Below are 24,452 nucleotides of genomic sequence, written 5' to 3'. Positions count from 1 at the left end.
GATTGCAATGGATCCGTTAGATGTGTTAACGAATATAGATAAGGTTATACCTTACTACCAAGCCATTTTCAGCGCTGATGAACAAAGAATTATCGGATATGAAGTATTAGGAAGAATAAAACTAAATCATGAAATTAAAAGTTTGGGTGAATTTTTCCAGGATGAAAACATTCCAGATGAATATCGGATTGAAGTCGACGACTCTATCTTACATAATGCAATAGATGAGTTTCTGGAATTAAAGGAATCGCATCTTCACCTCTTTATTAACCGTGATGCAAACTTATTAATGATGGATCATGGTGAAAGTTTTTTAAACATCCTACTGGATAAACAGGAAAAAGGGTTAAAACTTAATCAGATTGTATTAGAGATTACCGAACATAATTTTCGAGGTGATATTGAACAACTTTATCATCTTTTACTATATTACAGAACATACGGTATTAAAGTAGCGATTGATAATATAGGTAAGGCAAGCAGTAATCTTGATCGGATTGGTCTTTTATCCCCTGATATTTTAAAAATAGATCTACAGCCATTAAGATTAAGTTCTCCATCCCAATCATATTATGATGTACTTTATTCAATCTCCCTTTTAGCAAGGAAAATTGGGGCTACATTGCTGTATGAGGATATTGAGGTCAATTTTCAGCTTCAATATGCGTGGAAGAACGGCGGCCGTTATTATCAAGGATTTTACTTAAATAAACCACAACGGGAATTCGCAGAAATTGATGATTGTAAAGATATGCTAAAATATGAGTTCCAGACATATATTTCCTCCGAGAAAAAGAAGCTTGAAAATCTTTATCTTTTTACGGAAGCCTTTAACAACCGTGTGCAACAAGTGCTTCATAAAATAGGGAAGCAATTTATTGATTACGAAGATCTGCTACAGCAGCTATCAAAGCAGCTTGATGACTGTAGTTTTAGAATTTATATTTGTGATGAAGATGGTTTTCAACAATCCGTTAACATTTTCAAACAGAATTATTGGCAAATTCAGCCCCAATATTACTTAAATAACTGGAGTTGGCGACCTTATTTCTTAGCAAATATTATGAGAATGAGATTTGATCAAAAAGGGTTTTTAAGTGATGTATACAGTGATATTGAAACGGGAGAATTGATTCGGACATTTTCCTTTCCCTTAAACCAAAAGCATTATCTATTTATTGATTTGTCTTATGATTACCTCTATGAAGAAGAAGGTCTTTTATAAGTTTTTCCAAAGCATATTTATTTATTGTGTGAGTCATCCTATATATAAAAGGGGTGACAGCAGGATGACCTATTTAACAATGGTTCTTGGTGTAATCGCATTACTAATATTAGTAACAAGCTTAATATATACCTTTAAAGTAGGTAAGCTTGTTAGTGAAAGAAAAGCGAAATATGATACACAATTAAATGAGAAGGTGCAGGAGCATCCTTATTCGCGTAATCCTGTTTTTCTGACTTATATGATTGCAGCAGTTCTTTCATTAGCATATATTTTTTATTTGGCTTTTACAATATCATGGTAAACAGTGGACAATAGTTCACTGTTTTTTTTGTCGTCTAGGAAATTATAAAATTCTTTGAACTGTGGATAAGCGCACGACATCCAGCTCCAGCGCCTAGCCCCTCGAGGTCATAAGCGAATTTAGACTTGAAGGCAAAGAACGCCTTCTATTCTAAATTGGCTTATTTGCCCAAGGCTGATCAAGGCGCTTGCGCTTTTGTTCTTAATTTTTAAAGATTGATTAGACCTTTGTCAAAATGGGTAGAGAATAATGAAAGTTGTTGTCATAATTTGATTGTATTTTGCGAACGTTCACACCTCTATATTGACAAATTTGTTGGTAAAATAGGGAAGAGATAAAGATTGTCCAAATCATTAATGAGAAAGGATGGAATAAGAATGAGACAATATAAAGTATGTTGCAGTTTACTTATCATAGCTATTCTCCTAGTGTTTTCTCATCCAGTATTTGCTTCAGATCTAGGAAGTTTGAATCGAGAAAACATCTTATCTCATCTACAAGATGCCTTTAAAGCACAACAATCATTATCAGAAAAGCCAAGAGAAAAAGCAGAAATGGTCCAAATTCTTTCGGAATATTTTAATAAAGATATAACAAACCAATATTTAAAGAAAAATCTGTTTGAAGAAGACGGGAAATATATTGTTTATGGTACTGATTTTCCAATTTACGTGATTCCGTTTTTTACCTATGACGAAAAGACAAAGATTGTAGAAGAAAATGACCAAATTGTTGTTTATGAATTTTTCCCTGCCTCTAATGATGGTCCTGTTAGCTATGATGATCATTATGAGTGGGTAAAATTAACGAAAACACAAAAAGGTTTAATGGTAACTGATATTAAAAACTATGCAAAAAATTTAGAAGAAATTGGACAAAATAAAACAAATGGACAAGAAGTTAAAGTTACAATAAATTCAGAAGAGGATACACAAAAAGTTGATGATCATAATGAAGGAAGATACCTTTTAAATCAACACTTAAGCCAGATCTTGTTACCTTATTTTTACTCAAAAACAATTTCACATAATTTTTTCTATGAGAAAATTATGTGAGTTATGAAAAAAACAATTGACATTGAAAGTGATAATCATTATCATTATAAATGAGAAAGATAATCAACTACTGCCTATTGCTACGTAGGAACTTGATTAGTCATAAACTCTCGTTTTCCCCAAACCCCTTTAATAGAGCGAAAAAAGCTTGGCTGGTCACCAAGCTTTTTTCTTTTCCTTTTACAAACCTAATAGTTTCTCAAGTTTTTTTAAATCAAACCCAATAACAACCTGGTCGTCAACAGTAACAGTTGGTGTTGACGATGATTGTAAATCTTCAACAAGGGTGTTCCGTGCATTTTTATCGACACTAATATCTTTATCAATATAAGTGATATTATGATGATCTAAAAATTGTTTAACAATTTGGCAAGGTGGACAACTTGGCTGAGAATATACAATTATTTTTTTCACGTTTATCTCCCCAAACAATAAATATTTCCTATTTAGTTATTTAAAACATATTTTTTAGAATATCATCTGTTTTATGAACATCATAGGAATATGTGTTACAATTATACAGGCTACTGCTCCAAGGGTAAATAAATAAACGACATTTTAATATAATATGTTGAAAAAGTGGATAAAATAAAGGAAGTTTAACATACTTTGATAATTTCCTTGGAAATCCCTACATACATAGTGTAAAATTGACATGGCACAAAAGTAAGATGCTGATTATTGAATCGTCGTTTAGTGGATAGAATGAGTGGTAGAGTAAACAATAAAACGAAGGAATTAGTTATACGTTAACTCTTCCGGAAGGGGGATATCTGGTGTCACAACTTTTAGGTATTATTACAAGACTTCAAAATCTTCAAGAAAATTCTGGTTCAGGAGAACCTGTCCAGCGCTTTTTTGAGGTTGAAGGTGAAAAACGTTGCAGTGTAAAATATTTTGACAAAAATAGTACGTTTGAGCTTGAGGTTTATCAAAAAGGTGAAAAACCTCAATCATATCAATTCGATAATATTGATATGATTGCTATGGAAATTTTCGATCTCCTTCAATAAAAGTGTTAAAACTGAGGAGGCAAAATGAAAAAAGATCCTTTTGTTATTTGTCCATTTTGTCAAGGAAAAGGACCACTTTCAGAATCATTAACAGCACAATCTAATCAAAATGTGATCTTTACCTGTACTCAATGTCAGGAGTCCATTAGAAACATTGAAACAAGTAAAGGGAAATAGTCATACCACCGGTATGGCTATTTTTTATTCATATTATGTCTTGTCTTCGTCATACAGTATAGTAACGGAAATTTTTTTTTCGAAAATACTAACAATGAAACATGACAAGGAGTTGTAAGATGAACGATTCTTTCACCTTTTATAATGTCTCTGAGAAGAAGATGTCCTTTCAAACAGTGCTTGAGCGTATAAAAGGCTTTATGTTAAAGGACCCACGTTCAGAATATGTATTGTCTATAGGGTCAGATTCACATGTTCATCAAACGGAAACAAAGTTTATTACAGCTATCCACCTTCATAGGGTTGGTAAAGGTGCATGGGGTTGCTTAAAAAATCATACTGTGAAGCGGCCGATTACAAGCATTAGAGAAAAGATCTCAATGGAAACTGCACTTAGCCAGGAAATTGCTTACTATTTTATTTCTAAATATTTAATGGAATTATCAGATATATTAATTCCGTTTGCAGATGAGGGAGCAGATTTAATTTTTGAGATACACATGGATATTGGTAGAAGAGGAATGACAAAGGAATTGATTCAAGAAATGACTGGAAGAATTGAGGCTATGGGAATCGAGGCAAAAATAAAACCGGAATCCTACACAGCTTTTAGTTATGCAAATAGATATACCAAATGAGAATTAAATAGTCTTGAATAAGTAGATACTCCTGGAAGAGTATCATTTTTTTGTCGTCAGAAAAAGCACATTGTATAGCTGTATGTTTCGTAAATAACGGATCACAACAGTTAAAATATTACGTTTTCTTATCTTTTTCAGAATATAGGAGAGTAAACGAAGAAATAGAAAATCATTTTATGATATGATAGATTAGGAAACTTTAACACACCTCTTTGTGGATAAAAATAGCTTTTTTAGAGAGGAAGAACAACATGTTTAGCTTAGGTGCCAATGAATTGATGGGTTTAACTATACAAGATTTAATGATTTCAGGGGATAAAGTAGCACATGTCCAGATAGGTAATAATTTAGAGCATGCATTACTAGTATTAACAAAAACAGGCTATACAGCCATTCCTGTTTTGGATTCGACATTTACATTACATGGTCTTATTGGGATGAATTTAATAATGGACAATATTTTCGGATTGGAACGAATCGAATTTGAAAAGTTAGAGAATATGAAGGTCGAAGAAGTGATGAATACGGATATCCCTAGGTTGTATTTACATGATACCATTGAAAAAGGGTTAGACCTTGTTGTGAATCATCCGTTTGTTTGTGTGATAAATGAGAACAACATTTTTGAAGGAATATTCACAAGAAGAGCAATACTAAAAAAAGTAAAAAAACAAATTCAACTTGCTAATAATGGCAATGATAGTGAATAACTATGTAGAAAGATTGAATGATGAATAAAGGGACTGTCCACATTTTGCAATACAAATGACAGTCCTTTTTTATACTTTAAGAAAGTTTAACTATGTATAGATTATAGTATAAGAAAAGACATCGCTTCCGCCATCCTTGGCGGTGTGTCGTGTTTTTCTAAAAGGAAGGTATTATTTCAATGGGACAAGAACAGTTTGTTTTAAATGAAAAGGAACGTAAAACAAAGCGACCCTATGTGCTTGCTACAGTAATGTTAGCAATGTTTATGGCAGCAATTGAGGCGACAATTGTGGCAACAGCCATGCCTGCCATCGTGGCAGAATTAGCGGATTTTTCCCTCTATAGCTGGGTATTTTCATCGTATTTATTAATGAATGCTGTTACTGTATTGATATATGGAAAGTTATCTGATCTATTTGGCAGGAAGCCAGTCTTAACCATTGGTATTGTCATCTTTTTAATTGGTTCAATTTTATGTGGAATGGCTTCATCAATGGAAATGCTTATTTTTGCACGTTTTGTGCAAGGTTTTGGTGCAGGTGCGGTAATGCCGATTGCCACAACCATTGTTGGTGATATTTATACAAAAGAAGAAAGAGCGAAGATACAGGGGTATCTGTCCAGTGTGTGGGGAATCTCAGCGATTATGGGTCCTGCCATAGGTGGATTGTTAGTGGAATTTGTTAGTTGGAGATTTGTTTTTTGGATTAATATTCCCCTTGGAATTCTTGCTATTATAGGATTGTATTTATTTCTACAAGAAAATATAGAAAAACGTAAACCTCAGGTTGATTATGGTGGTGCTATTTTTTTAACAATTGCTGTCACCTCCTTTATGTTTATCCTAGTAGAAGGCGGAGTTCGCTTTGATTGGCTTTCCTTACCAGTCTTATTGCTGTGTTTGCTATCAATATTTAGCTTTATTGTTTTTGTTTTCTATGAAAGAAAAGTTGATGAACCAATGATGCCTTTTGAGCTTTGGAAAGAGAGGTCTATTTTAGTAGCAAATCTTACATCCTTAACTACTGGAGTTATCGTAATAGGATTATCGTCATTCCTCCCAACGTTTGTACAAGGAGTTATGGAAGAAAAGCCAATTGTAGCTGGATTCACTTTAACAACAATGTCGATTGGTTGGCCAATTGCCGCAATGATATCAGGCAGGGCCATATTGAAGATTGGCTTTAGGACAACCTCTATATTTGGTGGAATATCACTAATTCTGGGAAGCATTGTATTCATTTTCCTATCAAGCGGTGATAGCCCGGTCTTTGCTGCTTTTGGTTCTTTTTTAATTGGTACAGGTATGGGACTAACTACTACAGCCTTTATTGTTTCGATTCAAAGTACGGTTGAGTGGAATAAAAGAGGAGTTGCAACAGCGACTAATATGTTTATGAGAAATGTTGGCAGCACTATTGGCGCAGCTTTATTAGGCGGGATTATAAACAGTCAGTTGATTTCATTCTTTAAAAGTGAAGGTGTAAATAATGAATTAAACCTCGATTCGACAACACTTATTTTAGATCATCAACAAAGAACATCACTAACTTCACAAGCACAAATGATCCTCCAAGAAGGCCTTGAAATGGCTCTTCATAATGTTTTTTTAGTTATATTAGCTTTTGCTGTTTTAAGCTTTATCTTGATCACATTTTTGCCTAAAAAGGAAAAAATATAATGTGGACTGCCCAAATCTGTTAGGCAGTCCTTCTTTTATGATCTTTTTAAAAGCTGTATAAAAAATCCTTTACAAAAGTCACCTATATCCTTATGATACAATTGATATCTCATAACTAAATTAGCATTATTTTAATTATTGCTATAAGGAAAACTTATTAAATAAAAGGGTGAGTGGATGCAAACCTCCGAACTTAGAATGCTGGTTGTTTTAGCAGAAGAAATGAATATGAGAAAAGCGTCTGAACGATTGTTTGTTTCTCAACCAGCATTATCACAGCGTTTACAAACAATTGAAAAGTCTTGGGGATTACAATTATTTATCAGATCACAAAAGGGCCTTACTCTAACTCCAGCGGGTGAAAAAATTGTTGCTTATGCACAAGAAGTCGTTTTAAAAGAAGACAAAGTAAAAGAAGAAATACTAGCGCTGGAAGGTGAGGTACACGGAACATTAAAGCTTGCAGTGGCTTCTATCATTGGACAACATTGGCTACCAAGTGTATTAAAAACATATGTTAGAAAATATCCTCATGCAAAAATATCACTCATCACCGGGTGGAGTAGTGAAATTTTGAAAAGTATGTATGAGGATCATGTTCATTTAGGAATTATACGTGGAAATCCTGAATGGAAAGGGATGAAAAAACATCTGTTAACAGACACGCTTTACCTGGTAGATACCGAGATACAGAATATTGAAGAAGTCCTCCATACTGAAAGACCTTTTATTCAATTTAAAAGCGATTCCTCGTATTATCAAGAAATACAAGACTGGTGGCATCGCCAATTCAATACATCACCAAAGAGAACGATTGTTGTTGATCAAATTGAAACCTGTAAACAAATGGCGTTGAATGGAATCGGATATGCCATTCTCCCTTCCGTCACATTAAAGGATGACGAACAGGAGGTGTTTAAAATACCACTTCTTGAAGAAGATGGGAAGCCAATTGAAAGGAATACTTGGTTATTGGGTTTTGAGTCCTCCTTTGAATTAAAACAAGTAAAAGCTTTTGTCGAAATTGTGGAAGAACATCAAAGGGATGAATGTTATTAGAAAAATAAGAATTCGACAATATGACAAATTTAGCAGACCTCTTGTCAACAGTTTGATCCTTTGATACAGTAAAGAATGACTGACATAGTACAAGGAGGAAATACATATGAACATGATGGATGCAAATGAGATTATCTCATTTATACAAAACAGTAAAAAATCAACACCTGTAAAGGTTTATGTTAAAGGAAACCTTGAAGGAATTAACTTTGGGGATTCTTCTCAAACATTTATTACTGGTAACACAGGGGTTGTTTTTGGTGAGTGGGCTGAAATTGAAGCAGCATTAGAAAGCAACAAAGCAAATATTGAAGACTACGTGATTGAAAATGACCGTCGTAATTCAGCTATTCCTTTACTGGATCTTAAAGGAATTAAAGCACGTATCGAGCCAGGTGCGATTATCCGTGATCAAGTTGAAATTGGGGATAATGCTGTTATTATGATGGGTGCTTCAATCAATATCGGTTCTGTCATTGGAGAAGGTACAATGATTGATATGAACGCAACTTTAGGTGGACGAGCTACAGTAGGTAAAAACTGTCACATTGGTGCAGGTTCCGTATTGGCAGGTGTTATTGAACCGCCTTCAGCAAAACCGGTTGTTATCGAAGATGATGTTTTGATTGGTGCTAACTGTGTTGTTCTCGAAGGTGTAACAGTTGGTAAAGGTGCTGTTGTAGGTGCTGGATCAATCGTAACAAAAGACGTTGAACCATATACAGTTGTATACGGTGCACCAGCCCGAAAAATCAAAGATATCGATGCTCAAACTCAATCTAAAACTGAAATTATGCAAGAACTAAGACAATTATAAGAATGGTGAGGATGACTCTGGATGGTCTATATAGCAGACTATTTCGTATAGTCATCCTCTTCTGTATAGAGAGGATTGGTCATTTTGGGGACAGAACACCTTATTCAAATACGCAGGGATCTACATCGGATTCCTGAAATTGGTTTTCAGGAATTTAAAACACAGCAATATCTATTAAATCTCTTAAAACAATTTCCGGAACACCGTTTGGAAGTGAAAACGTGGAAAACGGGTATATTTGCTTTGGTGAAAGGAACCAATCCACAAAAAACGATTGGCTATCGAGCAGATATCGATGGGCTGCCAATAACAGAAGAAACAGACTATGATTTTAGCTCTGAACATCCAGGATGCATGCATGCATGTGGACATGATTTTCACATGACAATAGCGATTGGTATATTAACACATTTTGTTAAGAATCCTATTTCAGATAATGTCCTATTTTTATTCCAGCCGGCGGAGGAAGGGCCAGGTGGAGCAGAGCCAATGTTAAATAGTGATATAGCTACAGAATGGAAACCTGATATAATCACAGCACTCCATATTGCTCCAGAACTCCCAGTTGGAACAATTGCAACAAAACCAGGCCTGCTTTTTGCTAACACATCAGAATTGTTTATCGATCTGAAAGGAAAAGGCGGACATGCTGCATATCCTCATACAACAAATGATATGGTTGTAGCTGCGTGTTCATTAGTTACTCAGCTTCAAACAATTATCGCCCGTAATATAGACCCATTAGACAGTGCTGTTATTACTATTGGAAAAATAACGGGTGGAACAGTACAAAATATCATTGCCGAGAATGCAAGATTAGAAGGTACAATACGAACTTTATCTGTAGAATCTATGGATAAAGTCAAGGAAAGAATCGAAGCAATTGTAAAAGGGATCGAAATAGGCTATTCATGTAAAACAATGATTGATTATGGTTCAATGTATCATCAAGTTGACAATGATGAGATGTTAACGAGAGAATTTATGGAATATATCTCAGATCAGACGAGCTATGATGTAAGAGAGTGTACAGAAGCGATGACAGGTGAAGATTTTGGATATATGGTTGATCAAATATCAGGCTTTATGTTTTGGCTAGGTGTAGGCTCGCCATATGGGTTACATCATGCGAAATTACAACCAGATGAATCAGCCATTGGAGTTGCAGTTGATATAATGTGTAAATATATTTCTTATAAAGCAAACCAATAATATGAAAAAGCAATCGGTGGGAACCAATTGCTTTTTTTTGAGTTCATCCGTGGTGTGGGATTTTGATGAATGATGTCTAATAGTAGATAAATCATAAAAATCGAAGATAAAATTCAATAATCGGAGATAAAACCGGAGAATCGTTGATAAATCATTAAAATCAAAGATAAAAATCTTAAGGACTAATATATTTCGCTCATAGCCACAATTATCACCAATTTACAAAGTATATTTTATCCAACTGTGTACACAATACTTGTAGGAGGTGGATAAATGATGGCAAAAATCGGTGTAGAACAGTCATTATCTGATGTTACTTCAGCATTACAAGAAAAAGGGTATGATGTTGTCCAATTAAACAATGAAAATGATGCAAAAGGCTGTGATTGCTGTGTTATCACTGGTCAAGATTCCAACGTAATGGGGATTAGCAATGCAGTAACTGCTGGTTCAGTTATTCAAGCTAGTGGTTTATCAGCAGATGAAATCTGCCAACAGGTTGAAAGTAAAGTAAATCGTTAATAGCAAAGAATGTTGCAAACTACAAAAAGAGCCTGAGGTGTAATGCGCCCCAAAAGTTAGAGTAAAATCTAACATTTGGGGTGTATTTTTATGACTAAATATAGTGAACAATTTAAGTTAATGATCGTAAAAGAGTATCTAGAAGGGAAATTAGGATATGACCTTTTGGCAAAGAAACATAATATAAAAAACAGTTCTCCAATTAAGCGGTGGGTAAAAGTATACGAGAAGTTTGGGATAGATGGGTTGATGAGGAAAAAATATAAGGAAACATATCCTGTTCAATTCAAGCTGAATGTATTAAGCTTTATGAAGAGTACAGGTTCTTCAGAGACGGAAACTGCCCTTCAATTTGGGTTAACAAATCCTCCAATAATAGCTTCATGGAAGAAAGCTTTTTTGGAAGGTGGCACTGAAGCCCTGGGTAGATCGAAAGGGAGACCGCGCATGTCTGATAAAGCCAAGAACAAAAAAAGCAAAAGTCCTGCAGAAGAAAAAGAATTGACGTACGAACAAAAATTAGAGAAAGAAAATGAACTTCTTCGCTTAGAGGTAGAATACTTAAAAAAGTTACAAGCTTTTCAGATGGATCCGGAAAGCTATCTAGAAAAGCACAAGCAGCGTTATCATTCGAACTCAAAGAAAAATTCCGATTAAAAGATGTTCTACAGATAGTTGATATTCCTGAATCTTCGTATCACTATCATATAAAGCAAATGAAGGAAGAGAATCCAGATCAAAATCTTGAAGAATGTATTCAATCCATATTTGAGGACCATGACGGCAATTACGGTTACCGACGTATTCATTTAGAATTGAAAAACCGTAACTTAAAAGTAAATCATAAAAAGGTTCAACGAATTATGAAAAAGCTCGGACTCAAAGGAAATAAGTTTACACGAAAAACACGCAAGTATAGTTCTTACAAAGGGACTATTGGAACTGTCGCGAAGAACCTTATTAATCGCCGTTTTCACACAAATGTGTGCCATCAAAAAATAACAACAGATATCACAGAATTTAAGTGTTCTGATGGAAAACTGTACTTTAATCCATTCATGGATATGTTCAATAGCGAAATTCTATCTTATGGGATAAGCAGTCACCCAACACTAGATTTAGTCATTGAACCTCTAGAAGATACACTAGAAATTGTGAAGAATTCAAAGTACAGAACTACTATACATTCTGATCAAGGCTGGCATTATCAACATAATAAATGGGTGAAAAAACTCAAGGAAAATAAAGTTTTCCAGAGTATGTCACGAAAAGGAAATTGTTTAGATAATTCACCGATGGAGAACTTTTTTGGATTAATGAAACAAGAAATGTATTATGGGGAAGCACTATGTTCATATGAGGAATTAAAACAGAAAATTGAAAGATATATCAATTATTATAATAATAAACGTATAAAACAAAAATTGGCAGGCATGAGTCCGGTTCAATTCCGTATCCATACCAGCCAATTAGTTGCTTAATATAAAACTCTAACTTTCGGGGGTCTCCTCAAGGTTATTCAGGCTCTTTTTGAATGAAATTTATTTTTTCTCCACGTTCACTTGATGGGGATATGGAATTTCAATCTCATTAGCATCAAATGCTTCTTTAATTGCTTTACGAAGATTACGCTCGACTGCCCATTGCTCCATATTCTTTGTTTTTGCAAGAACTCTAATGACAACATCTGAAGATCCAAGTGCTTGCACACCCAAAACATTTGGACCATCCACAATATTTTCATCCTCTGCAGAAAGTTTATCACATACAACTTGTAATACTGAAATTGCCTTGTCGATATCATCATCATAGGATATACCAATATCAACTAATGCCCTCATGTTTCCACGTGAATGATTGCTTACATTAGTTATTTCCCTGTTTGGAACATAGTGAAGTGTACCGTCAAACCCTCTAATCTGTGTAGTACGAAGTCCTACTTGCTCTACAATCCCATCAAAGCCCGCGACAGTTACATAGTCTTCAACATCGATTTGCTTTTCCAACAGCAGGAAAAAACCAGTCACTACATCACTAACCAATCCTTGAGCTCCAAAGCCAATCGCTAATCCTACAACACCTGCTCCAGCTATTAAAGCAGAAACATTATAATTAAATACTTGAAAGATCATGACAATAAAAATAAAAATTAACACATAGGAAAAAATATTTAAGGTCAAACTGTGTAACGTTAAAGCTCGTCCATTCGATATATTTTCACGTTCTTGTAACCTATTGAACATCTTTCTAATCACTTTGTTTCCAATTGCTTTAACTATTAAAAAAGCAATAATGATTCCAAGTAACTTCAAAATAATGATTCCTGCATTGGTCATGAGCACTGACCACTCAATATTTTCAATAAAATCCATCATTCAACATCCTTTCTCAAAATAGAGGTTCTTTCAAAGTGCACGCTATAGCTGGAATACACTCTAATTTTTAAAGAAAGAACACATTATTCATACCCTCCATCTACCATGTTAAACATATTTTGTTCAAAAATGAAGGATTTAAGCTCATTTGTCGTAAATTACGGGCAATTTGAATAGTAGATTTGAATATCGCTTAAACTACAAAAAGGGTTTGTTCCATAATTGTCTCCTTTTACATCTAATATATATAAAGCCCGGAAAATGTAAGTAAGTATAAAATTTTAAACTTAGTGTTGGTGTCTAGCGCAAGCGACTAGCCATTGGAGCTATCAAGGCGCTTTTCTTAGGTATCATATGATTAGGAGGAATGGTATAATGACAGAACGAATGGTTGGAAAACAAGCTCCAAGATTTGAAATGGACGCTGTATTAGCTACGAAAGAATTTGGTAAGGTGAACCTGGAAGACAACATGAAAAATGATAAGTGGACTGTTTTGTTTTTTTATCCTATGGATTTTACATATGTTTGTCCGACTGAAATTACTGCACTATCTGACCGTTATGAAGAATTTGAAGAATTGGATGCAGAAGTGATTGGTGTATCAACAGATACAATTCACACGCACTTGGCATGGATTAAAACGGATCGAAAAGATAATGGTTTAGGTGCTATTAAATATTCTTTAGCGGCTGATACAAATCACTCTGTCTCACGTGACTATGGTGTGTTAATTGAGGAAGAAGGAATTGCCCTTCGAGGGTTGTTTATCATAAATCCAGGTGGAGAACTTCAATATGCAGTTGTAAATCACAACAATATTGGGCGTGATGTTGATGAAACATTACGGGTACTTCAAGCACTTCAAACAGGAGAGCTCTGTCCTGTAAACTGGAAGCCGGGACAATCTACGCTTTAATGATAGTGAATGGACAGCGGTAAAAAATGAAACTAGTCGGTTACCATATGTCGGTAACTGACTTTTTTAATTCCAAGTTAAAAAATCAGGGGGATGATGGAAAATGCAACAAATAATAGGGGTTTTACTCGCGGGAGGAGAATCAAGGCGATTTGGTCAACCTAAAGCATTTGCAGAATACCATGGGAAAAAATTCTGGCACTATTCGATGGAGGCTTTAATAGATACTACTGAAAAACAGATTATCATAAGTCATCAAAATCTTTTAACAAAATTTACTGAAGAAACACAAGTAAAAGTAATAACTGATGATCATCAATTTGTAGGGGATGGCCCTAAAGCTGGGATATATACTGCGATGAAAAACGAAGTGTCTGAGTGGTTTGTTATATTGTCATGTGACATTCCACTCATTTCTGGAGAATTAATTCAAAAATTACTAGCTTATATTTCTTCAGGTAAGAAAGTCATTATTCCAAATATTGAAGGAAAGTTACATCCCTTAGTTGGAGTATATCATCACTCCGTTTTTCCACTAATTGAAAAACAATTAGTGAATAAAGACCGAAAAATGATGACACTTCTAAATCAAGTTAACGTATTGTTTGTGACGGAAAAGGAATTAAATATAGATCCTAAGATATTTAGTAACATAAACTCACCAAAAGATTATGGTATGCTATTAAATAATGATAAAATATCAGAATCTAAATAGTAAACTATATTTGTGGCGGAGAGGATTATATGATTGAAAAAAGAAAGCCATTACCAGTAAAAGAAGCAATAAAGAAAGTGATGAGTTTTGTGACTGTCGGGGACATAGAGCAAGTTTCTCTTCAGGAAAGTTATGGACGGTATTTAGCAGAGGATTTAATTGCAACTCATCCGGTTCCACCTTTTGATCGTTCACCCTACGATGGGTTTGCTATACGAGCGCATGATACAGCTAATGCCAAAGCTGATCAACCTGTTGTATTTGAAGTGATTGATGAAATTGGTGCCGGTAGTGTTAGCAAGGAAAGTGTTGGTCAAAATCAAGCGATCCGGATCATGACAGGTGCGCAAATGCCTTGTGGCAGTGATGCAGTTGTTATGTTGGAATTAACGAAGGTTTATAAGAAGGACAATAAAGTATATATGTCGATAAAAAGACCCTTTCATAAAGGTGACAATGTATCTTTTAAAGGTGAAGATACACCAGAAGGAAGTGTACTTGTTAAAAAAGGTACATGTATCACGCCGGGAACAATTGCATTACTCGCTACATTTGGTTATGAAAAGGTTCAAGTAGTAAGGCAACCGCGTATTGGCATTATTGCAACAGGTAGTGAGTTATTGGAAGTTGGTGAGCCGCTTGAACCCGGCAAAATAAGGAATAGTAATTCATTTATGATAGAAGCGCAGGCAAAAAGAGCTGGGGCACGACCGATATACCTCGGTAAATTAGCCGATGACTTTGAAACTTGCTATAAAGCTGTAGTAGACGCGTTGGAAGAGGTAGATATTCTACTCACAACCGGTGGCGTTTCTGTTGGAGATTATGATTATTTGCCGGATATTTATCAACGTTTAGGAGCTAATGTTCTATTTAATAAAGTTGCCATGAGACCTGGGAGTGTGACAACGGTAGCTGAATACAATGGTAAGTTATTATTCGGGCTTTCTGGTAATCCATCTGCATGTTATGTTGGTTTTGAGTTGTTTGTTCGACCAATTGTTCGACATTACTTATACTCATCCCGCCCACATTTGCAAAAGGTTACAGCTATTTTAGGAAAGGATTTCTTAAAGCCAAATCCTTTTACAAGGTTTGTTAGAGGATCTTTTCAACTAATCGATGGACAAGTTATCGCAAGTCCTGTTGGTTTGGATAAATCGAATGTCGTATCATCATTAGCTGATGCTAATGTCTTTATTGTCTTGCCGGGAGGAACAAGAGGATATAAAACAGGAGATATGATTGATCTCTTATTATTTGAAGATCAATTAGGAAGTGACACGCATTGGGCAGAATCCTTCAAGTAGTCGGATACCAAAACAGTGGAAAAACGACATTTGTCACTGAGTATATTAAAGAAGCGGTTAAATATAAATTAAAGGTAGGTACCATAAAGCATCATGGGCATGGTGGAGAATTAACCCAAAATGATAATGGGAAAGATACTCAAAAACATCGTGAAGCAGGCGCGCAAGTAACGTTTGTCGAAGGAAATGAATCTTTTATTTTATCTTCAAATCAGATTAAATTAACACTTTCCCAGATGATATCTTTGTATAATACATTTTGCTTAGATGTAATTTTAATTGAGGGCTTTAAATTCGAGGAATATCCTAAAGTTGTATTGCTTCGATCTAAAGAAGATCTGCCGATGTTAAAAAAAACAGTTAATATTACATGTGTATTGGCCAGTTTCTCATTACCTCACGAAGTTAGAGAAAAATATCTAATCTTTTCTTCTCGTGATAAGTGTATTGAATGGCTTATGATAAATGAAGTAGGTGAATATATTGATAACGCAAATGTTTGAAATTGTAAAGAATCCAATTTCAATAGAAGAAATTACTAATAAAGTTATACGAAATGAAGCCGGAGCTGTTACAACATTTACTGGAACGGTAAGAGAATTTACATATGGAAAACGGACCTTATCACTTGAATATCAAGCATATGAAAAGATGGCAGTGAAAAAGCTCGAACAAATAGGGGAAGAAATAAAAGAGAAATGGAGTGACGCGAAAGTAGCGATTACTCATCGAATCGGGAAATTAGAGATTTCAGAAATTGCTGTTGTAATTGCTGTGTCAACCCCACATCGTAAAGATGCTTATGCAGCAAATGAATACGCGATTGAAAGAATTAAACAAATTGTTCCAATATGGAAAAAAGAAATTTGGGAAAGCGGAGAGGCTTGGATAGGAGATCAATTAGAAAAAACGCCTTATCCAGAAGGAAAGCCGATGGAGGTAGATCAATGATAAAAGTACTTTTGTTTGCTCATTTACAAGAAAAGGTTGGACAAGAAAGCATCAGTATTGAAAGAATCGAGACAACAGTGAAGGACATTAGAGATTATATATTATCCGCCTATGACATAGGAAATTTAGAAAATGTCATGATTGCTGTGAATGAAGAGTATGCTCTTGATGATGATATGGTTAAAGCCGGAGATGTAGTAGCGTTAATTCCTCCTGTTAGTGGCGGGTAATCCTTCTCCATAGTTTTATTTTCGTAATTTTTTCAAGAGTATTAGATAAGAGGGGATTTGATTTGACAACAGCATTATATTGATCTATAATAAATCTTTATGCTTGTTAAAAATCCTCACTTTATAGTGATTTGTGGATGAAACATATAATGTGCTTTCAATTCACACTGGCGCGGACTAGGAGCCGTAAGGACGGAAGAGAGGTAGGGCTTTCGTTGTTTTGAGTAACGGCAATTTCAATATATAACAATTGATCATAATATATTCTAGTAATAATATAGAGCAACGGTTGAAAAAATCTTTGGAGGTTCTACTTATGAAAACAACTGGTACTGTAAAATGGTTTAATTCAGAAAAAGGTTTTGGATTTATAGAAATTGCTGAAGGAAATGATGTATTCGTTCATTTCAGTGCTATAACTAGTGAAGGTTTTAAAACGTTAGAAGAAGGACAAAAAGTTGAGTTCAACATAGTTGAGGGTAACAGAGGTCCTCAAGCAGAAGACGTAGTGAAATTATAAGCATAATTTAAAATGGGCTGACAAATGTCAGTCCATTTATTCTTCAATTAACCCATCCACTGGAACATTTTTTTCAGCTTGGGGATTACTCAATGAGAAAATACGAGCAGTTCCTTGATCCTCATTTACAGATTGGATATAAATTGATTCACCTTCGTATTGTACATTCACCATTTCTCCCATATTTGCAATTTCTTTCGCTCGATTTACATTCATTTTCTCCACTCCTTTTTTAAGATCGAAAAAAGTATTAAAGGTAACAGCCTATCTATACATTTTCCTAAACCGGTTAAATTATGCCAAAAAAACTGATGTTGAAATCTATTTTCTAAAATAAGTGAATGTGTTATCTTTTATAGAGGAAAAAGGAGGATCAAGAGTATTGTTTATTGCAATTGTCATATTTTTTACTATCATAGTCGTAATAACCTTTCTATTAACCAATTTTCTCAAGAAGGATCACCATAAAATCAATGTTTCTTTTACTTTATCTTTTATAAAAAGATTTGGTGGAAATACATTATCACATTTGCTTTTTTTAGAAGATAAACAGTTATTCCTAGCGCAAGATGATTCGGTCTTAATTTCATATAAACAACTGGGGAAAAAGCTATTCGTTTTAGGTGATCCGATTGGTGATAAAGAAAAGCTTGATGATGGAATAGAGGAGTTTTTTGAATTTGCTTTAAAGCAACGTATGACACCGATTTTCTATCAAGCATCTGAACAGTATTCTTTAAATTATCAAAAGCGAGGTTATCGTTTATTTAAAATTGGAGAAGAGGCAAAAGTTGATTTAAATACCTTTGCTACTGAAGGAAAAAAATTCAGTAATATGCGAAACATAAGAAATAAATTTACGAAGGAAGGCTATAGTTTTTCAGTTGTTCATCCTCCTTTTAGAAAAGAATTACTAGAGGAAATGCAATTTGTTTCAGATGAGTGGTTAAATGATCGTAAAGAAAAAGGTTTTTCAGTAAGTTCTTTTTCTGAGGATTATATCGGCCATTTTTCAGTGGCCTTATTTCGTGATCCTAATGGCTCTTTATTAGCGTTTGCTAGTCTTCCTTCTGATTATCAACAGAAGCAAACGATAAGTATTGATTTAATGAGATATAGAAAACACAGTCCGAGAGCGACGATGGATATGGTGTTCATTTCAACTATTCTTTGGGCGAAAGAAAAAGGATACTCAGCTTGCGGTTTGGGGATGTCTCCTCTATCTAATGTCGGAATAGATCCCGGCTCACCTTACCAGGAGAAATTGGCAAGATATGCTTTTTTGAATGGGTGTAAATACTATAACTTTAAAGGTTTAAGAAAATATAAAGGGAAGTTTGCGACAAATTGGACTCCGCGATACTTGGTCTACAAAAAATCAGTATTGGTTATTATTATCATCCAGCTAATTTTAATCGTAAGGAAAGTGCCTAAACAGAATGAACTAATTTTCGTAAGAAAACTTACGCGGAATAAACAGGTAGTTTGAGAGGACAACATTAAGTTGTCCTCTTTTGTTTATAATCTTGCCACAAGTTTCTCGCAATAGGCTTTTACTTGCTGTTCTTCCTCTTCTTCTAAAGCGAAATCTAATACTTCTTCTGTTGTGTTATCGATAAAATCATACTGAGCAATTTTTGATTCGTTTTGATCAATGGCAAAGATTAGTTTCAATTTAATGCCATATTCACTATATAACTCATCCTCCTCATCAACTTCTAATGTAAGGAAAATTTCATAACGTTCGCCAGATAGGATACCAAATGGATCTTCCAGTGTTTCGATTGTTGATTCAATAATGTTCATATTAATACCTCTTTCATTATCCATATACAAGGTTTTATTTTGCATTAATATTATAGCTCTTTCATTGAGTTAAGCCAAATTTAAGTAAATTGATTGAATGGAGTGGTGCATAATATTGACTCTAAAGCTACGGTATTATGTTAGTTCTAGAAAAATGGGTTAATTTTCAATTTAGAAGAGATTAGTAATTCTTATAAAAAAGAGAAATGCTACATAATGAATACACATACAATTTTTAAAATTTTTTCTATGATTTACTTCAAAAGGAGAACAATCTAATGGAAAAAGTAACAAAGGTTTTTTGGATTTCTATCGTAATTGCAACATTATTTGTTGGTTGGGGTGTTGTTGCTCCTGTTCATCTTGGGGAAATGATGAATAAAACGAAGGTTTATTTTCTAAGTAGCTTTGGTTGGTTTTATCAGTTGTCGGCAACATTCTTTTTGATTTTTGCTTTGTTTTTAATATTTAGTAAGTATGGAAAAATTAGACTAGGTGCTGATGATGAAAAGCCGGAATTCAAACGACCTACTTGGTTTGCGATGTTATTTAGTGCAGGGATGGGTATTGGATTATTGTTTTTTGGAGTTTCGGAACCAGTATCACATTTTGCGAGTCCTCCCATCGGAGAAGGAGGGACCGCTGATGCTGCAAAGGTGGCACTACGCTATACGTATTTGCATTGGGGCTTCCATGCATGGGCTATTTACGCAGTGATTGCATTAGTGTTAGCTTATTACAAGTTCAGAAAAAAGCAACCTGGCTTGATGAGTGTAACATTAACTCCTTTGCTCGGGAAACGCGCAACCGGAACACTGGGAATAATTATTGATGTTGTAGCTGTATTTGCTACGATTTTCGGAGTGGCCGCATCTCTTGGTCTGGGAGCTGCACAAATTAATAGTGGACTAAACTATATAACAGGAATTCCGATTTCTTTTACGATACAGTTAGTTATTATTTCAATAGTGACTGTTTTATTTATGTTATCAGCTACGACAGGTATTCAAAAAGGGATAAAATATTTAAGTAATGCAAATTTAATTCTGGCTGTTATTCTTCTTATCGTCTTTTTATTTCTGGCACCTACTCGTTTTTTATTGGATTTGTTTACAACAACTTTAGGTAGTTATATTCAAAATTTACCTAGTATGGGTTTAAGACTTGCTCCATTTAATGAGGAAAACGCTGTATGGATTCAAGATTGGACGATTTTTTATTGGGCATGGTGGATAGCCTGGGCACCATTCGTAGGAACATTTATTGCTCGTGTTTCGAAGGGGAGAACGGTGAGAGAATTCATGATAGCTGTATTAGTTATACCGACACTTGTTTGTGTTTTTTGGTTTGCTGTATTTGGTGGTACCGGTATTTACTATGAGTTTTTTGAAGGGCTGGATGTAAGCGGTCAGACATTGGAGACGGTACTATTCTTTGTTTATCACCAATTACCGCTAACAGGATTATTAATTGTCATAACGCTAATGTTAATTACCACATTCTTTGTGACATCAGCTGACTCAGCTACATTTGTTTTAGGAATGCAAACCACTAACGGAAGCTTAAACCCGCCAAACATCGTGAAAATTGTTTGGGGATTTTTCTTATCAGCATCCGCGGTCGTCTTAATGCTCTCAGGTGGATTAAATGCGATGCAAACAGCAATTATTGTTAGTGCATTTCCTCTAACTTTTGTCCTAATAGCGATGTCGTTTTCAATTCTTAAGGACTTTAGTAAGGAAATGAAAAGGAAGAAAATCATAAAACAATGAATCGTCTTATGAAGCATCTCATTTTGTTTGAGGTGTTTTTTTATTTATTGTGTTTATAAACATGTTAGATATTCTTACATATAATTATCAGAAACTTTAAAAAACAGGTTGACACTTATGAAATATCGTATAGAATAGTAAATAAGAAACAGATGTTATATTTTCTAACATCTTAAGTTATGTATACAGACGGGAGGAAATGGTATGGAAGACACTTTGTTTTTGATGAATAGTGTTTGGATTATGTTAGGTGCAATTTTAGTTATTTTTATGTTAGGTGGGTTTATTTTACTAGAAGCAGGATCAACAAGAATGAAAAACGCCGGTCATATTGCTGGTAAAACAATTTTCACAGTTGGTCTGGCATCATTAGTTTATTGGGCAGTCGGTTATGCATTTACATTTGGTGGAAATGGTAACTTTTTCGTTGGATTAACAGACTTCTTCTATTCAGGAGCTCAAGCAGAAGGCGCAAGTTATTCAACAGCAGTATTCTTTGTATTCCAATGTGCATTTGCTTGTATCTCAATAACGATAGCTTTAGGTGGATTTGCAGAACGTGCTAAATTATCTGTTTATCTTGTATTTACTATTCTTTTCTCCGCACTTATTTATCCTGTTATAGCTCATTGGATCTGGGGTGGCGGCTGGTTGGCTGAACACGGTAAGCAAGATTTTGCAGGATCGACTGTTGTTCACTTAACGGGTGCAATGGCAGCATTTGCAGCCACAATTCTTTTGAAACCTCGTATCGGAAAATACAATAAAGATGGCTCAGCAAACAATATTCAAGGACATAACCAAGTCTTTACAGCTTTAGGAGTATTAATTCTTTGGGTAGGCTGGTTTGGATTTAATGCCGGTAGTACTGTAGCGGTTGATGATGGATTCTTTGGATTTGTTGCACTAAACACAAATTTAGCTGCCGGGGCAGGTGCAGTTGCAGCACTTCTTATCTCTTGGATGGTTTTAGGAAAATCAGATGTACCTACTATGCTTAACGGTGCATTGGCAGGATTAGTTGCAATAACTGCATCATGTGCATTTGTTGACACATGGGCAGCAGTTGTCATTGGATTTATTGCCGGTATTCTAGTATTCTATAGTGCAAGATTCTTCGAAAAGAGAAAAATTGATGATCCGATCTTTGCATTATCTGTTCACGGTGTAGCAGGGGTTTGGGGTACATTATCAACAGGATTCTTTGCAACACCCGAATTAGCTACTGTTGGTAAACCGGGTCTATTCTACGGCGGTGGTTTCGATCAATTAGGTGTACAATTCATGGGTGTAGCTGTTTCAGGAATTTACGCATTTGTGGTATCATTTGTCATCCTTGCTATTGCGAAAAAAGTGATGAACGGTTTGCGTGTAACTGAAGAAGAAGAAGTAATGGGATTAGACATGAGTGAGCATGGTAGCTATGGTTATCCGGAATTATTTGCTTCCAAAGATCAAAATGTTGGTTCATAATCAGGATAAGTGGTCTAGAACACTCATTTTGACAAAACGTGAGGAAGTGTCTCTCATGAAAGGAAATTTCGATTCCTATGAATCAATTAAAAAATGGAAAGACGAACATATCCACAATTATGAGTCTGAAACTAGAGTTTTGAATGAATTTCATGATGAGATGATGAGGAGTGCTAGTCAATTAGCACTCTTTCATCATGAAAGAACTTATGGAAAACCACCATGTCCTTATTCTTGGTTTATAACAGGAAGTGGAGGGCGTTATGAACAAGGAATTATAAGTGATCAGGATCATGGTTTAATTTATGAGGAACAATCTAATCAGGCAAAGGAGTATTTTAATAAGCTTGGTGAAGAAATATCTAAAGGATTATTTCTTATCGGTTATCCGTATTGTGAAGGAAAAGTTATGAGTTCAAATCCCTTGTGGTGTAAATCATTTCAGGATTGGAAAGATCAGCTTAATCATTGGATGGATGAAAGAAGTTGGGAGTCGATAAGATATTTGCAAATTTTTTATGATTCCCGGAGTTTGATAGGAGATAATGATCTTGTGAAAGAGTTGAAGAAAATCATCTATGATTATCAACAGCAGGAGCCCAAGCTTTTGAAGCGGCTTATGGATAATATACAACATATTAAACAATCCGTAGGACCACTGGGGCAAATTTACGTGGAGCAAAGCGGTCAATACAAAGGATCGATTGATTTAAAGAAAACAGCATTTTTACCTTATGTAAATGCTATAAGAGTATTGGCAATGAAAGAAGGTATTTTAAAAACTTCAACTATAGACAGGTTAGATTGTCTATCTGAAATTGAAAGATACAAAAATGATATGCTCTATTACAAGCATAACTTTGAAAAACTACTTAAATACAGAGTGATATTATTTAAAAGTGCTACCTCATATGATGATGTCCATTACTTGAATATAAAAAAGATGTCAAAGGAAGAAAAACGTGACATGAAAAGCATTTTGAGGGATGGAAAAAAACTTCATTATTATGTAGAAGGGATTATTGATAAAGGGTGTTTATCATGACATTTGACCCGTTCTTTTTTATGAAAGGAAGGCTAGGCGGATCGCATGGAAGGCAATCTCATCAGCAAGTTGCATATATGAGACAATTGCAGCGTGAAATGAAGGTTGAAGAAACGTTGAATATTCCGCTTACAGACCTTAATGTCATTGTGTTTGATATTGAAACAACCGGGTTTTACCCTGATCAAGGAGATCAAATAATTTCGATCGGTGCTGTTAAGGTTAAGGGGGATGAGATCAAAGAGAAAGAGACATTTTATTCTTTGGTCCGATCAGAAAAAAAGATTTCTGAAGAAATAAGTCAACTAACAGGTTTAACAAACAAAGAGTTGGATCATGCTCCATTATTATCTGAGGTACTATTTGAATTTTTTCAATTTACTCAAGACTATACGCTTGTCGCACATCATGCAAATCATGAGAAAATTTTTCTTCAACATGCATCTTGGAAGTTATATCGTGCTCCGTTTAAACACCGTCTTGTTGATATGTCTTTTTTGTATCGAATTGCAGAACCTGATCAAAAGTTGGTCACTCTTGAAGAATGTTGTGAGCATAATGGTATACCAATCCATGGAAGACATCACGCTCTATATGACGCAAAATTAACGGCAGAACTTTGGAGTATTTACGTAAATAAACTTCGTCAAAAAGAATGTTATTCTTTAAATGATCTTTATGAGCGATATACGATTGCTTGATTTATTAGAGGGACAGTCTTAGGTGAAAATATAACCTGGCTGTATCTCTTTTTTGCTTTTCTTAATAAAACTTAGGTATTAAATAATAATAGTAAAATATTAATGAGTTGTCATTAAATTCCGAATATACATAATTGAGATTATTTTGTAGTCAAATTGAGTTCGACATAGTATGATTGACCTATAGGATTGTTAGTCTAATATAACGATGGAAATGAA

General features: G+C 34.7%; 30 protein-coding genes. 26 read left to right on the top strand and 4 right to left on the bottom strand.

All coding sequences use genetic code 11. The annotated features are described in order from the left end of the window. The first annotated feature begins 7 nt into the window (after nucleotides 1-7). The 3 genes from BK577_RS19775 to BK577_RS19765 all read left to right on the top strand — a co-directional run bounded on the left by BK577_RS19775 (nucleotide 8) and on the right by BK577_RS19765 (nucleotide 2,584). Entirely contained in the window at nucleotides 8-1,225 is a 1,218-nt protein-coding gene (locus BK577_RS19775; protein WP_078434532.1) for an EAL-associated domain-containing protein, read from the top strand. 64 nt (nucleotides 1,226-1,289) lie between these two features. Continuing rightward, nucleotides 1,290-1,529, top strand: coding sequence for a hypothetical protein (locus BK577_RS19770; RefSeq protein ID WP_245823545.1), 240 nt, complete (start codon nucleotides 1,290-1,292; stop codon nucleotides 1,527-1,529). A gap of 377 nt (nucleotides 1,530-1,906) precedes the next feature. Beyond that, the gene (locus BK577_RS19765) at nucleotides 1,907-2,584 is read left to right on the top strand and encodes a DUF3993 domain-containing protein (RefSeq protein WP_169908400.1); all 678 of its coding nucleotides are present in this window, start codon (nucleotides 1,907-1,909) and stop codon (nucleotides 2,582-2,584) included. A 180-nt stretch (nucleotides 2,585-2,764) separates the two neighbouring features. On the opposite strand, the gene BK577_RS19760 is transcribed toward BK577_RS19765, so the two are convergent. Further along, nucleotides 2,765-2,998, bottom strand: coding sequence for a glutaredoxin domain-containing protein (locus tag BK577_RS19760; protein ID WP_078434530.1), 234 nt, complete (start codon nucleotides 2,996-2,998; stop codon nucleotides 2,765-2,767). 362 nt (nucleotides 2,999-3,360) lie between these two features. On the opposite strand from BK577_RS19760, the gene BK577_RS19755 reads away from it, so the two are divergent. The 11 genes from BK577_RS19755 (at nucleotide 3,361) to BK577_RS19710 (ending at nucleotide 11,898) form a co-directional block, all read left to right on the top strand. Beyond that, the gene (locus tag BK577_RS19755) at nucleotides 3,361-3,597 is read left to right on the top strand and encodes a YkuJ family protein (protein WP_026562808.1); all 237 of its coding nucleotides are present in this window, start codon (nucleotides 3,361-3,363) and stop codon (nucleotides 3,595-3,597) included. Nucleotides 3,598-3,621: 24 nt separating this feature from the next. Continuing rightward, the gene (locus BK577_RS26135) at nucleotides 3,622-3,774 is read left to right on the top strand and encodes a hypothetical protein (RefSeq protein ID WP_169908398.1); all 153 of its coding nucleotides are present in this window, start codon (nucleotides 3,622-3,624) and stop codon (nucleotides 3,772-3,774) included. A 119-nt stretch (nucleotides 3,775-3,893) separates the two neighbouring features. After that, the gene (locus BK577_RS19750; protein ID WP_078434529.1) at nucleotides 3,894-4,412 is read left to right on the top strand and encodes a ribonuclease H-like YkuK family protein; all 519 of its coding nucleotides are present in this window, start codon (nucleotides 3,894-3,896) and stop codon (nucleotides 4,410-4,412) included. Between the two features lie 254 nt (nucleotides 4,413-4,666). Then, a complete protein-coding gene (gene cbpB / locus BK577_RS19745) occupies nucleotides 4,667-5,125 on the top strand; it encodes a cyclic-di-AMP-binding protein CbpB (RefSeq protein ID WP_078434528.1) in 459 nt (152 codons plus the stop codon). Between the two features lie 179 nt (nucleotides 5,126-5,304). Then, complete coding sequence (locus BK577_RS19740) at nucleotides 5,305-6,807, top strand: MDR family MFS transporter (RefSeq protein WP_078434527.1); 1,503 nt, start codon at nucleotides 5,305-5,307, stop codon at nucleotides 6,805-6,807. Between the two features lie 177 nt (nucleotides 6,808-6,984). Beyond that, nucleotides 6,985-7,866, top strand: coding sequence for a transcriptional regulator CcpC (locus BK577_RS19735; RefSeq protein WP_078434526.1), 882 nt, complete (start codon nucleotides 6,985-6,987; stop codon nucleotides 7,864-7,866). Between the two features lie 106 nt (nucleotides 7,867-7,972). After that, nucleotides 7,973-8,683, top strand: a complete 711-nt coding sequence (gene dapD / locus BK577_RS19730; protein WP_078434525.1) for a 2,3,4,5-tetrahydropyridine-2,6-dicarboxylate N-acetyltransferase — start codon at nucleotides 7,973-7,975, stop codon at nucleotides 8,681-8,683. A gap of 84 nt (nucleotides 8,684-8,767) precedes the next feature. Then, nucleotides 8,768-9,895 (top strand): N-acetyldiaminopimelate deacetylase, encoded by a 1,128-nt coding sequence (locus BK577_RS19725; RefSeq protein WP_078434524.1) that lies wholly within the window; start codon nucleotides 8,768-8,770, stop codon nucleotides 9,893-9,895. A 276-nt stretch (nucleotides 9,896-10,171) separates the two neighbouring features. Next, nucleotides 10,172-10,417, top strand: a complete 246-nt coding sequence (locus BK577_RS19720; RefSeq protein WP_078435329.1) for a YkuS family protein — start codon at nucleotides 10,172-10,174, stop codon at nucleotides 10,415-10,417. A 90-nt stretch (nucleotides 10,418-10,507) separates the two neighbouring features. Further along, nucleotides 10,508-11,074 carry a helix-turn-helix domain-containing protein gene (locus BK577_RS19715; protein WP_078434523.1) on the top strand — a complete coding sequence of 189 codons (567 nt, stop codon included), beginning with the start codon at nucleotides 10,508-10,510 and terminating at the stop codon, nucleotides 11,072-11,074. Further along, on the top strand, nucleotides 10,975-11,898 hold the full coding sequence (locus tag BK577_RS19710) for an IS3 family transposase (RefSeq protein ID WP_139367393.1): 924 nt from the start codon (nucleotides 10,975-10,977) through the stop codon (nucleotides 11,896-11,898). Before BK577_RS19715 ends, BK577_RS19710 begins: the two co-directional genes overlap by 100 nt. A 60-nt stretch (nucleotides 11,899-11,958) precedes the next feature. Here the strand turns inward: BK577_RS19710 and BK577_RS19705 are convergent, their stop codons facing one another. After that, nucleotides 11,959-12,792: a mechanosensitive ion channel family protein gene (locus BK577_RS19705; RefSeq protein ID WP_425435957.1), complete on the bottom strand. Its 834-nt coding sequence runs from the start codon at nucleotides 12,790-12,792 to the stop codon at nucleotides 11,959-11,961. A gap of 375 nt (nucleotides 12,793-13,167) precedes the next feature. On the opposite strand from BK577_RS19705, the gene BK577_RS19700 reads away from it, so the two are divergent. The 7 genes from BK577_RS19700 to BK577_RS19670 all read left to right on the top strand — a co-directional run bounded on the left by BK577_RS19700 (nucleotide 13,168) and on the right by BK577_RS19670 (nucleotide 17,436). Further along, nucleotides 13,168-13,710, top strand: coding sequence for a peroxiredoxin (locus BK577_RS19700; protein WP_078434521.1), 543 nt, complete (start codon nucleotides 13,168-13,170; stop codon nucleotides 13,708-13,710). Nucleotides 13,711-13,813: 103 nt separating this feature from the next. Then, nucleotides 13,814-14,425 carry a molybdenum cofactor guanylyltransferase gene (locus BK577_RS19695; protein ID WP_078434520.1) on the top strand — a complete coding sequence of 204 codons (612 nt, stop codon included), beginning with the start codon at nucleotides 13,814-13,816 and terminating at the stop codon, nucleotides 14,423-14,425. 29 nt (nucleotides 14,426-14,454) lie between these two features. Beyond that, nucleotides 14,455-15,735: a molybdopterin molybdotransferase MoeA gene (locus BK577_RS19690; protein ID WP_078434519.1), complete on the top strand. Its 1,281-nt coding sequence runs from the start codon at nucleotides 14,455-14,457 to the stop codon at nucleotides 15,733-15,735. Next, nucleotides 15,714-16,238, top strand: a complete 525-nt coding sequence (mobB, locus tag BK577_RS19685) for a molybdopterin-guanine dinucleotide biosynthesis protein B (RefSeq protein WP_078434518.1) — start codon at nucleotides 15,714-15,716, stop codon at nucleotides 16,236-16,238. Before BK577_RS19690 ends, mobB begins: the two co-directional genes overlap by 22 nt. Beyond that, a complete protein-coding gene (locus BK577_RS19680; RefSeq protein ID WP_078434517.1) occupies nucleotides 16,231-16,686 on the top strand; it encodes a molybdenum cofactor biosynthesis protein MoaE in 456 nt (151 codons plus the stop codon). Before mobB ends, BK577_RS19680 begins: the two co-directional genes overlap by 8 nt. Beyond that, nucleotides 16,683-16,916, top strand: coding sequence for a molybdopterin converting factor subunit 1 (moaD, locus tag BK577_RS19675; RefSeq protein WP_078434516.1), 234 nt, complete (start codon nucleotides 16,683-16,685; stop codon nucleotides 16,914-16,916). The genes BK577_RS19680 and moaD overlap by 4 nt, the downstream gene beginning before the upstream one ends. 316 nt (nucleotides 16,917-17,232) lie before the next feature. Next, on the top strand, nucleotides 17,233-17,436 hold the full coding sequence (locus BK577_RS19670; protein WP_078434515.1) for a cold-shock protein: 204 nt from the start codon (nucleotides 17,233-17,235) through the stop codon (nucleotides 17,434-17,436). A 36-nt stretch (nucleotides 17,437-17,472) separates the two neighbouring features. Here the strand turns inward: BK577_RS19670 and BK577_RS19665 are convergent, their stop codons facing one another. Then, the gene (locus BK577_RS19665) at nucleotides 17,473-17,652 is read right to left on the bottom strand and encodes an H-type small acid-soluble spore protein (protein WP_078434514.1); all 180 of its coding nucleotides are present in this window, start codon (nucleotides 17,650-17,652) and stop codon (nucleotides 17,473-17,475) included. 166 nt (nucleotides 17,653-17,818) lie between these two features. Between BK577_RS19665 and BK577_RS19660 the strand changes: the two genes are divergently transcribed. Then, nucleotides 17,819-18,925 carry a phosphatidylglycerol lysyltransferase domain-containing protein gene (locus tag BK577_RS19660; RefSeq protein ID WP_169908396.1) on the top strand — a complete coding sequence of 369 codons (1,107 nt, stop codon included), beginning with the start codon at nucleotides 17,819-17,821 and terminating at the stop codon, nucleotides 18,923-18,925. Nucleotides 18,926-18,954: 29 nt separating this feature from the next. On the opposite strand, the gene BK577_RS19655 is transcribed toward BK577_RS19660, so the two are convergent. Beyond that, nucleotides 18,955-19,242 carry a DUF6509 family protein gene (locus tag BK577_RS19655; protein ID WP_078434512.1) on the bottom strand — a complete coding sequence of 96 codons (288 nt, stop codon included), beginning with the start codon at nucleotides 19,240-19,242 and terminating at the stop codon, nucleotides 18,955-18,957. A gap of 278 nt (nucleotides 19,243-19,520) precedes the next feature. Here BK577_RS19655 and BK577_RS19650 point away from each other — a divergent pair, with 278 nt between their 5' ends. The 4 genes from BK577_RS19650 (at nucleotide 19,521) to BK577_RS19635 (ending at nucleotide 24,233) form a co-directional block, all read left to right on the top strand. Further along, on the top strand, nucleotides 19,521-21,014 hold the full coding sequence (locus BK577_RS19650) for a glycine betaine uptake BCCT transporter (protein ID WP_078434511.1): 1,494 nt from the start codon (nucleotides 19,521-19,523) through the stop codon (nucleotides 21,012-21,014). 204 nt (nucleotides 21,015-21,218) lie between these two features. Beyond that, nucleotides 21,219-22,487 carry an ammonium transporter gene (locus BK577_RS19645; RefSeq protein ID WP_078434510.1) on the top strand — a complete coding sequence of 423 codons (1,269 nt, stop codon included), beginning with the start codon at nucleotides 21,219-21,221 and terminating at the stop codon, nucleotides 22,485-22,487. 55 nt (nucleotides 22,488-22,542) lie between these two features. Next, the gene (locus tag BK577_RS19640; RefSeq protein WP_078434509.1) at nucleotides 22,543-23,532 is read left to right on the top strand and encodes a DUF294 nucleotidyltransferase-like domain-containing protein; all 990 of its coding nucleotides are present in this window, start codon (nucleotides 22,543-22,545) and stop codon (nucleotides 23,530-23,532) included. After that, nucleotides 23,529-24,233 (top strand): exonuclease domain-containing protein, encoded by a 705-nt coding sequence (locus BK577_RS19635; protein ID WP_078434508.1) that lies wholly within the window; start codon nucleotides 23,529-23,531, stop codon nucleotides 24,231-24,233. Before BK577_RS19640 ends, BK577_RS19635 begins: the two co-directional genes overlap by 4 nt. Nucleotides 24,234-24,452 lie beyond the last annotated feature (219 nt).

Origin of the sequence: Metabacillus halosaccharovorans, from assembly GCF_002019635.1 — a bacterium.
In the GTDB taxonomy this organism is placed as follows: Bacteria; Bacillota; Bacilli; order Bacillales; family Bacillaceae; genus Metabacillus; species Metabacillus halosaccharovorans.
Note: the sequence above shows the minus strand (reverse complement) of the source record. Positions and strands in the feature narration are given on the sequence as shown.

Bases quoted from the DNA above. Each gene is read 5' to 3' on its own strand.
- cbpB (WP_078434528.1), top strand. From the start codon at position 4,667: ATGTTTAGCTTAGGTGCCAATGAATTGATGGGTTTAACTATACAAGAT.
- BK577_RS19750 (WP_078434529.1), top strand. From the start codon at position 3,894: ATGAACGATTCTTTCACCTTTTATAATGTCTCTGAGAAGAAGATGTCC.
- BK577_RS19740 (WP_078434527.1), top strand. From the start codon at position 5,305: ATGGGACAAGAACAGTTTGTTTTAAATGAAAAGGAACGTAAAACAAAG.
- BK577_RS19635 (WP_078434508.1), top strand. From the start codon at position 23,529: ATGACATTTGACCCGTTCTTTTTTATGAAAGGAAGGCTAGGCGGATCG.
- BK577_RS19655 (WP_078434512.1), bottom strand. From the start codon at position 19,242: ATGAACATTATTGAATCAACAATCGAAACACTGGAAGATCCATTTGGT.
- BK577_RS19680 (WP_078434517.1), top strand. From the start codon at position 16,231: ATGTTTGAAATTGTAAAGAATCCAATTTCAATAGAAGAAATTACTAAT.
- BK577_RS19665 (WP_078434514.1), bottom strand. From the start codon at position 17,652: ATGAATGTAAATCGAGCGAAAGAAATTGCAAATATGGGAGAAATGGTG.
- BK577_RS19770 (WP_245823545.1), top strand. From the start codon at position 1,290: ATGACCTATTTAACAATGGTTCTTGGTGTAATCGCATTACTAATATTA.
- BK577_RS19690 (WP_078434519.1), top strand. From the start codon at position 14,455: ATGATTGAAAAAAGAAAGCCATTACCAGTAAAAGAAGCAATAAAGAAA.
- BK577_RS19735 (WP_078434526.1), top strand. From the start codon at position 6,985: ATGCAAACCTCCGAACTTAGAATGCTGGTTGTTTTAGCAGAAGAAATG.
- BK577_RS19705 (WP_425435957.1), bottom strand. From the start codon at position 12,792: ATGATGGATTTTATTGAAAATATTGAGTGGTCAGTGCTCATGACCAAT.
- dapD (WP_078434525.1), top strand. From the start codon at position 7,973: ATGAACATGATGGATGCAAATGAGATTATCTCATTTATACAAAACAGT.
- BK577_RS19720 (WP_078435329.1), top strand. From the start codon at position 10,172: ATGGCAAAAATCGGTGTAGAACAGTCATTATCTGATGTTACTTCAGCA.
- BK577_RS19775 (WP_078434532.1), top strand. From the start codon at position 8: ATGGATCCGTTAGATGTGTTAACGAATATAGATAAGGTTATACCTTAC.
- BK577_RS19645 (WP_078434510.1), top strand. From the start codon at position 21,219: ATGGAAGACACTTTGTTTTTGATGAATAGTGTTTGGATTATGTTAGGT.
- BK577_RS19695 (WP_078434520.1), top strand. From the start codon at position 13,814: ATGCAACAAATAATAGGGGTTTTACTCGCGGGAGGAGAATCAAGGCGA.
- BK577_RS19700 (WP_078434521.1), top strand. From the start codon at position 13,168: ATGACAGAACGAATGGTTGGAAAACAAGCTCCAAGATTTGAAATGGAC.
- BK577_RS19715 (WP_078434523.1), top strand. From the start codon at position 10,508: ATGACTAAATATAGTGAACAATTTAAGTTAATGATCGTAAAAGAGTAT.
- moaD (WP_078434516.1), top strand. From the start codon at position 16,683: ATGATAAAAGTACTTTTGTTTGCTCATTTACAAGAAAAGGTTGGACAA.
- BK577_RS19640 (WP_078434509.1), top strand. From the start codon at position 22,543: ATGAAAGGAAATTTCGATTCCTATGAATCAATTAAAAAATGGAAAGAC.
- BK577_RS19670 (WP_078434515.1), top strand. From the start codon at position 17,233: ATGAAAACAACTGGTACTGTAAAATGGTTTAATTCAGAAAAAGGTTTT.
- BK577_RS26135 (WP_169908398.1), top strand. From the start codon at position 3,622: ATGAAAAAAGATCCTTTTGTTATTTGTCCATTTTGTCAAGGAAAAGGA.
- BK577_RS19650 (WP_078434511.1), top strand. From the start codon at position 19,521: ATGGAAAAAGTAACAAAGGTTTTTTGGATTTCTATCGTAATTGCAACA.
- BK577_RS19765 (WP_169908400.1), top strand. From the start codon at position 1,907: ATGAGACAATATAAAGTATGTTGCAGTTTACTTATCATAGCTATTCTC.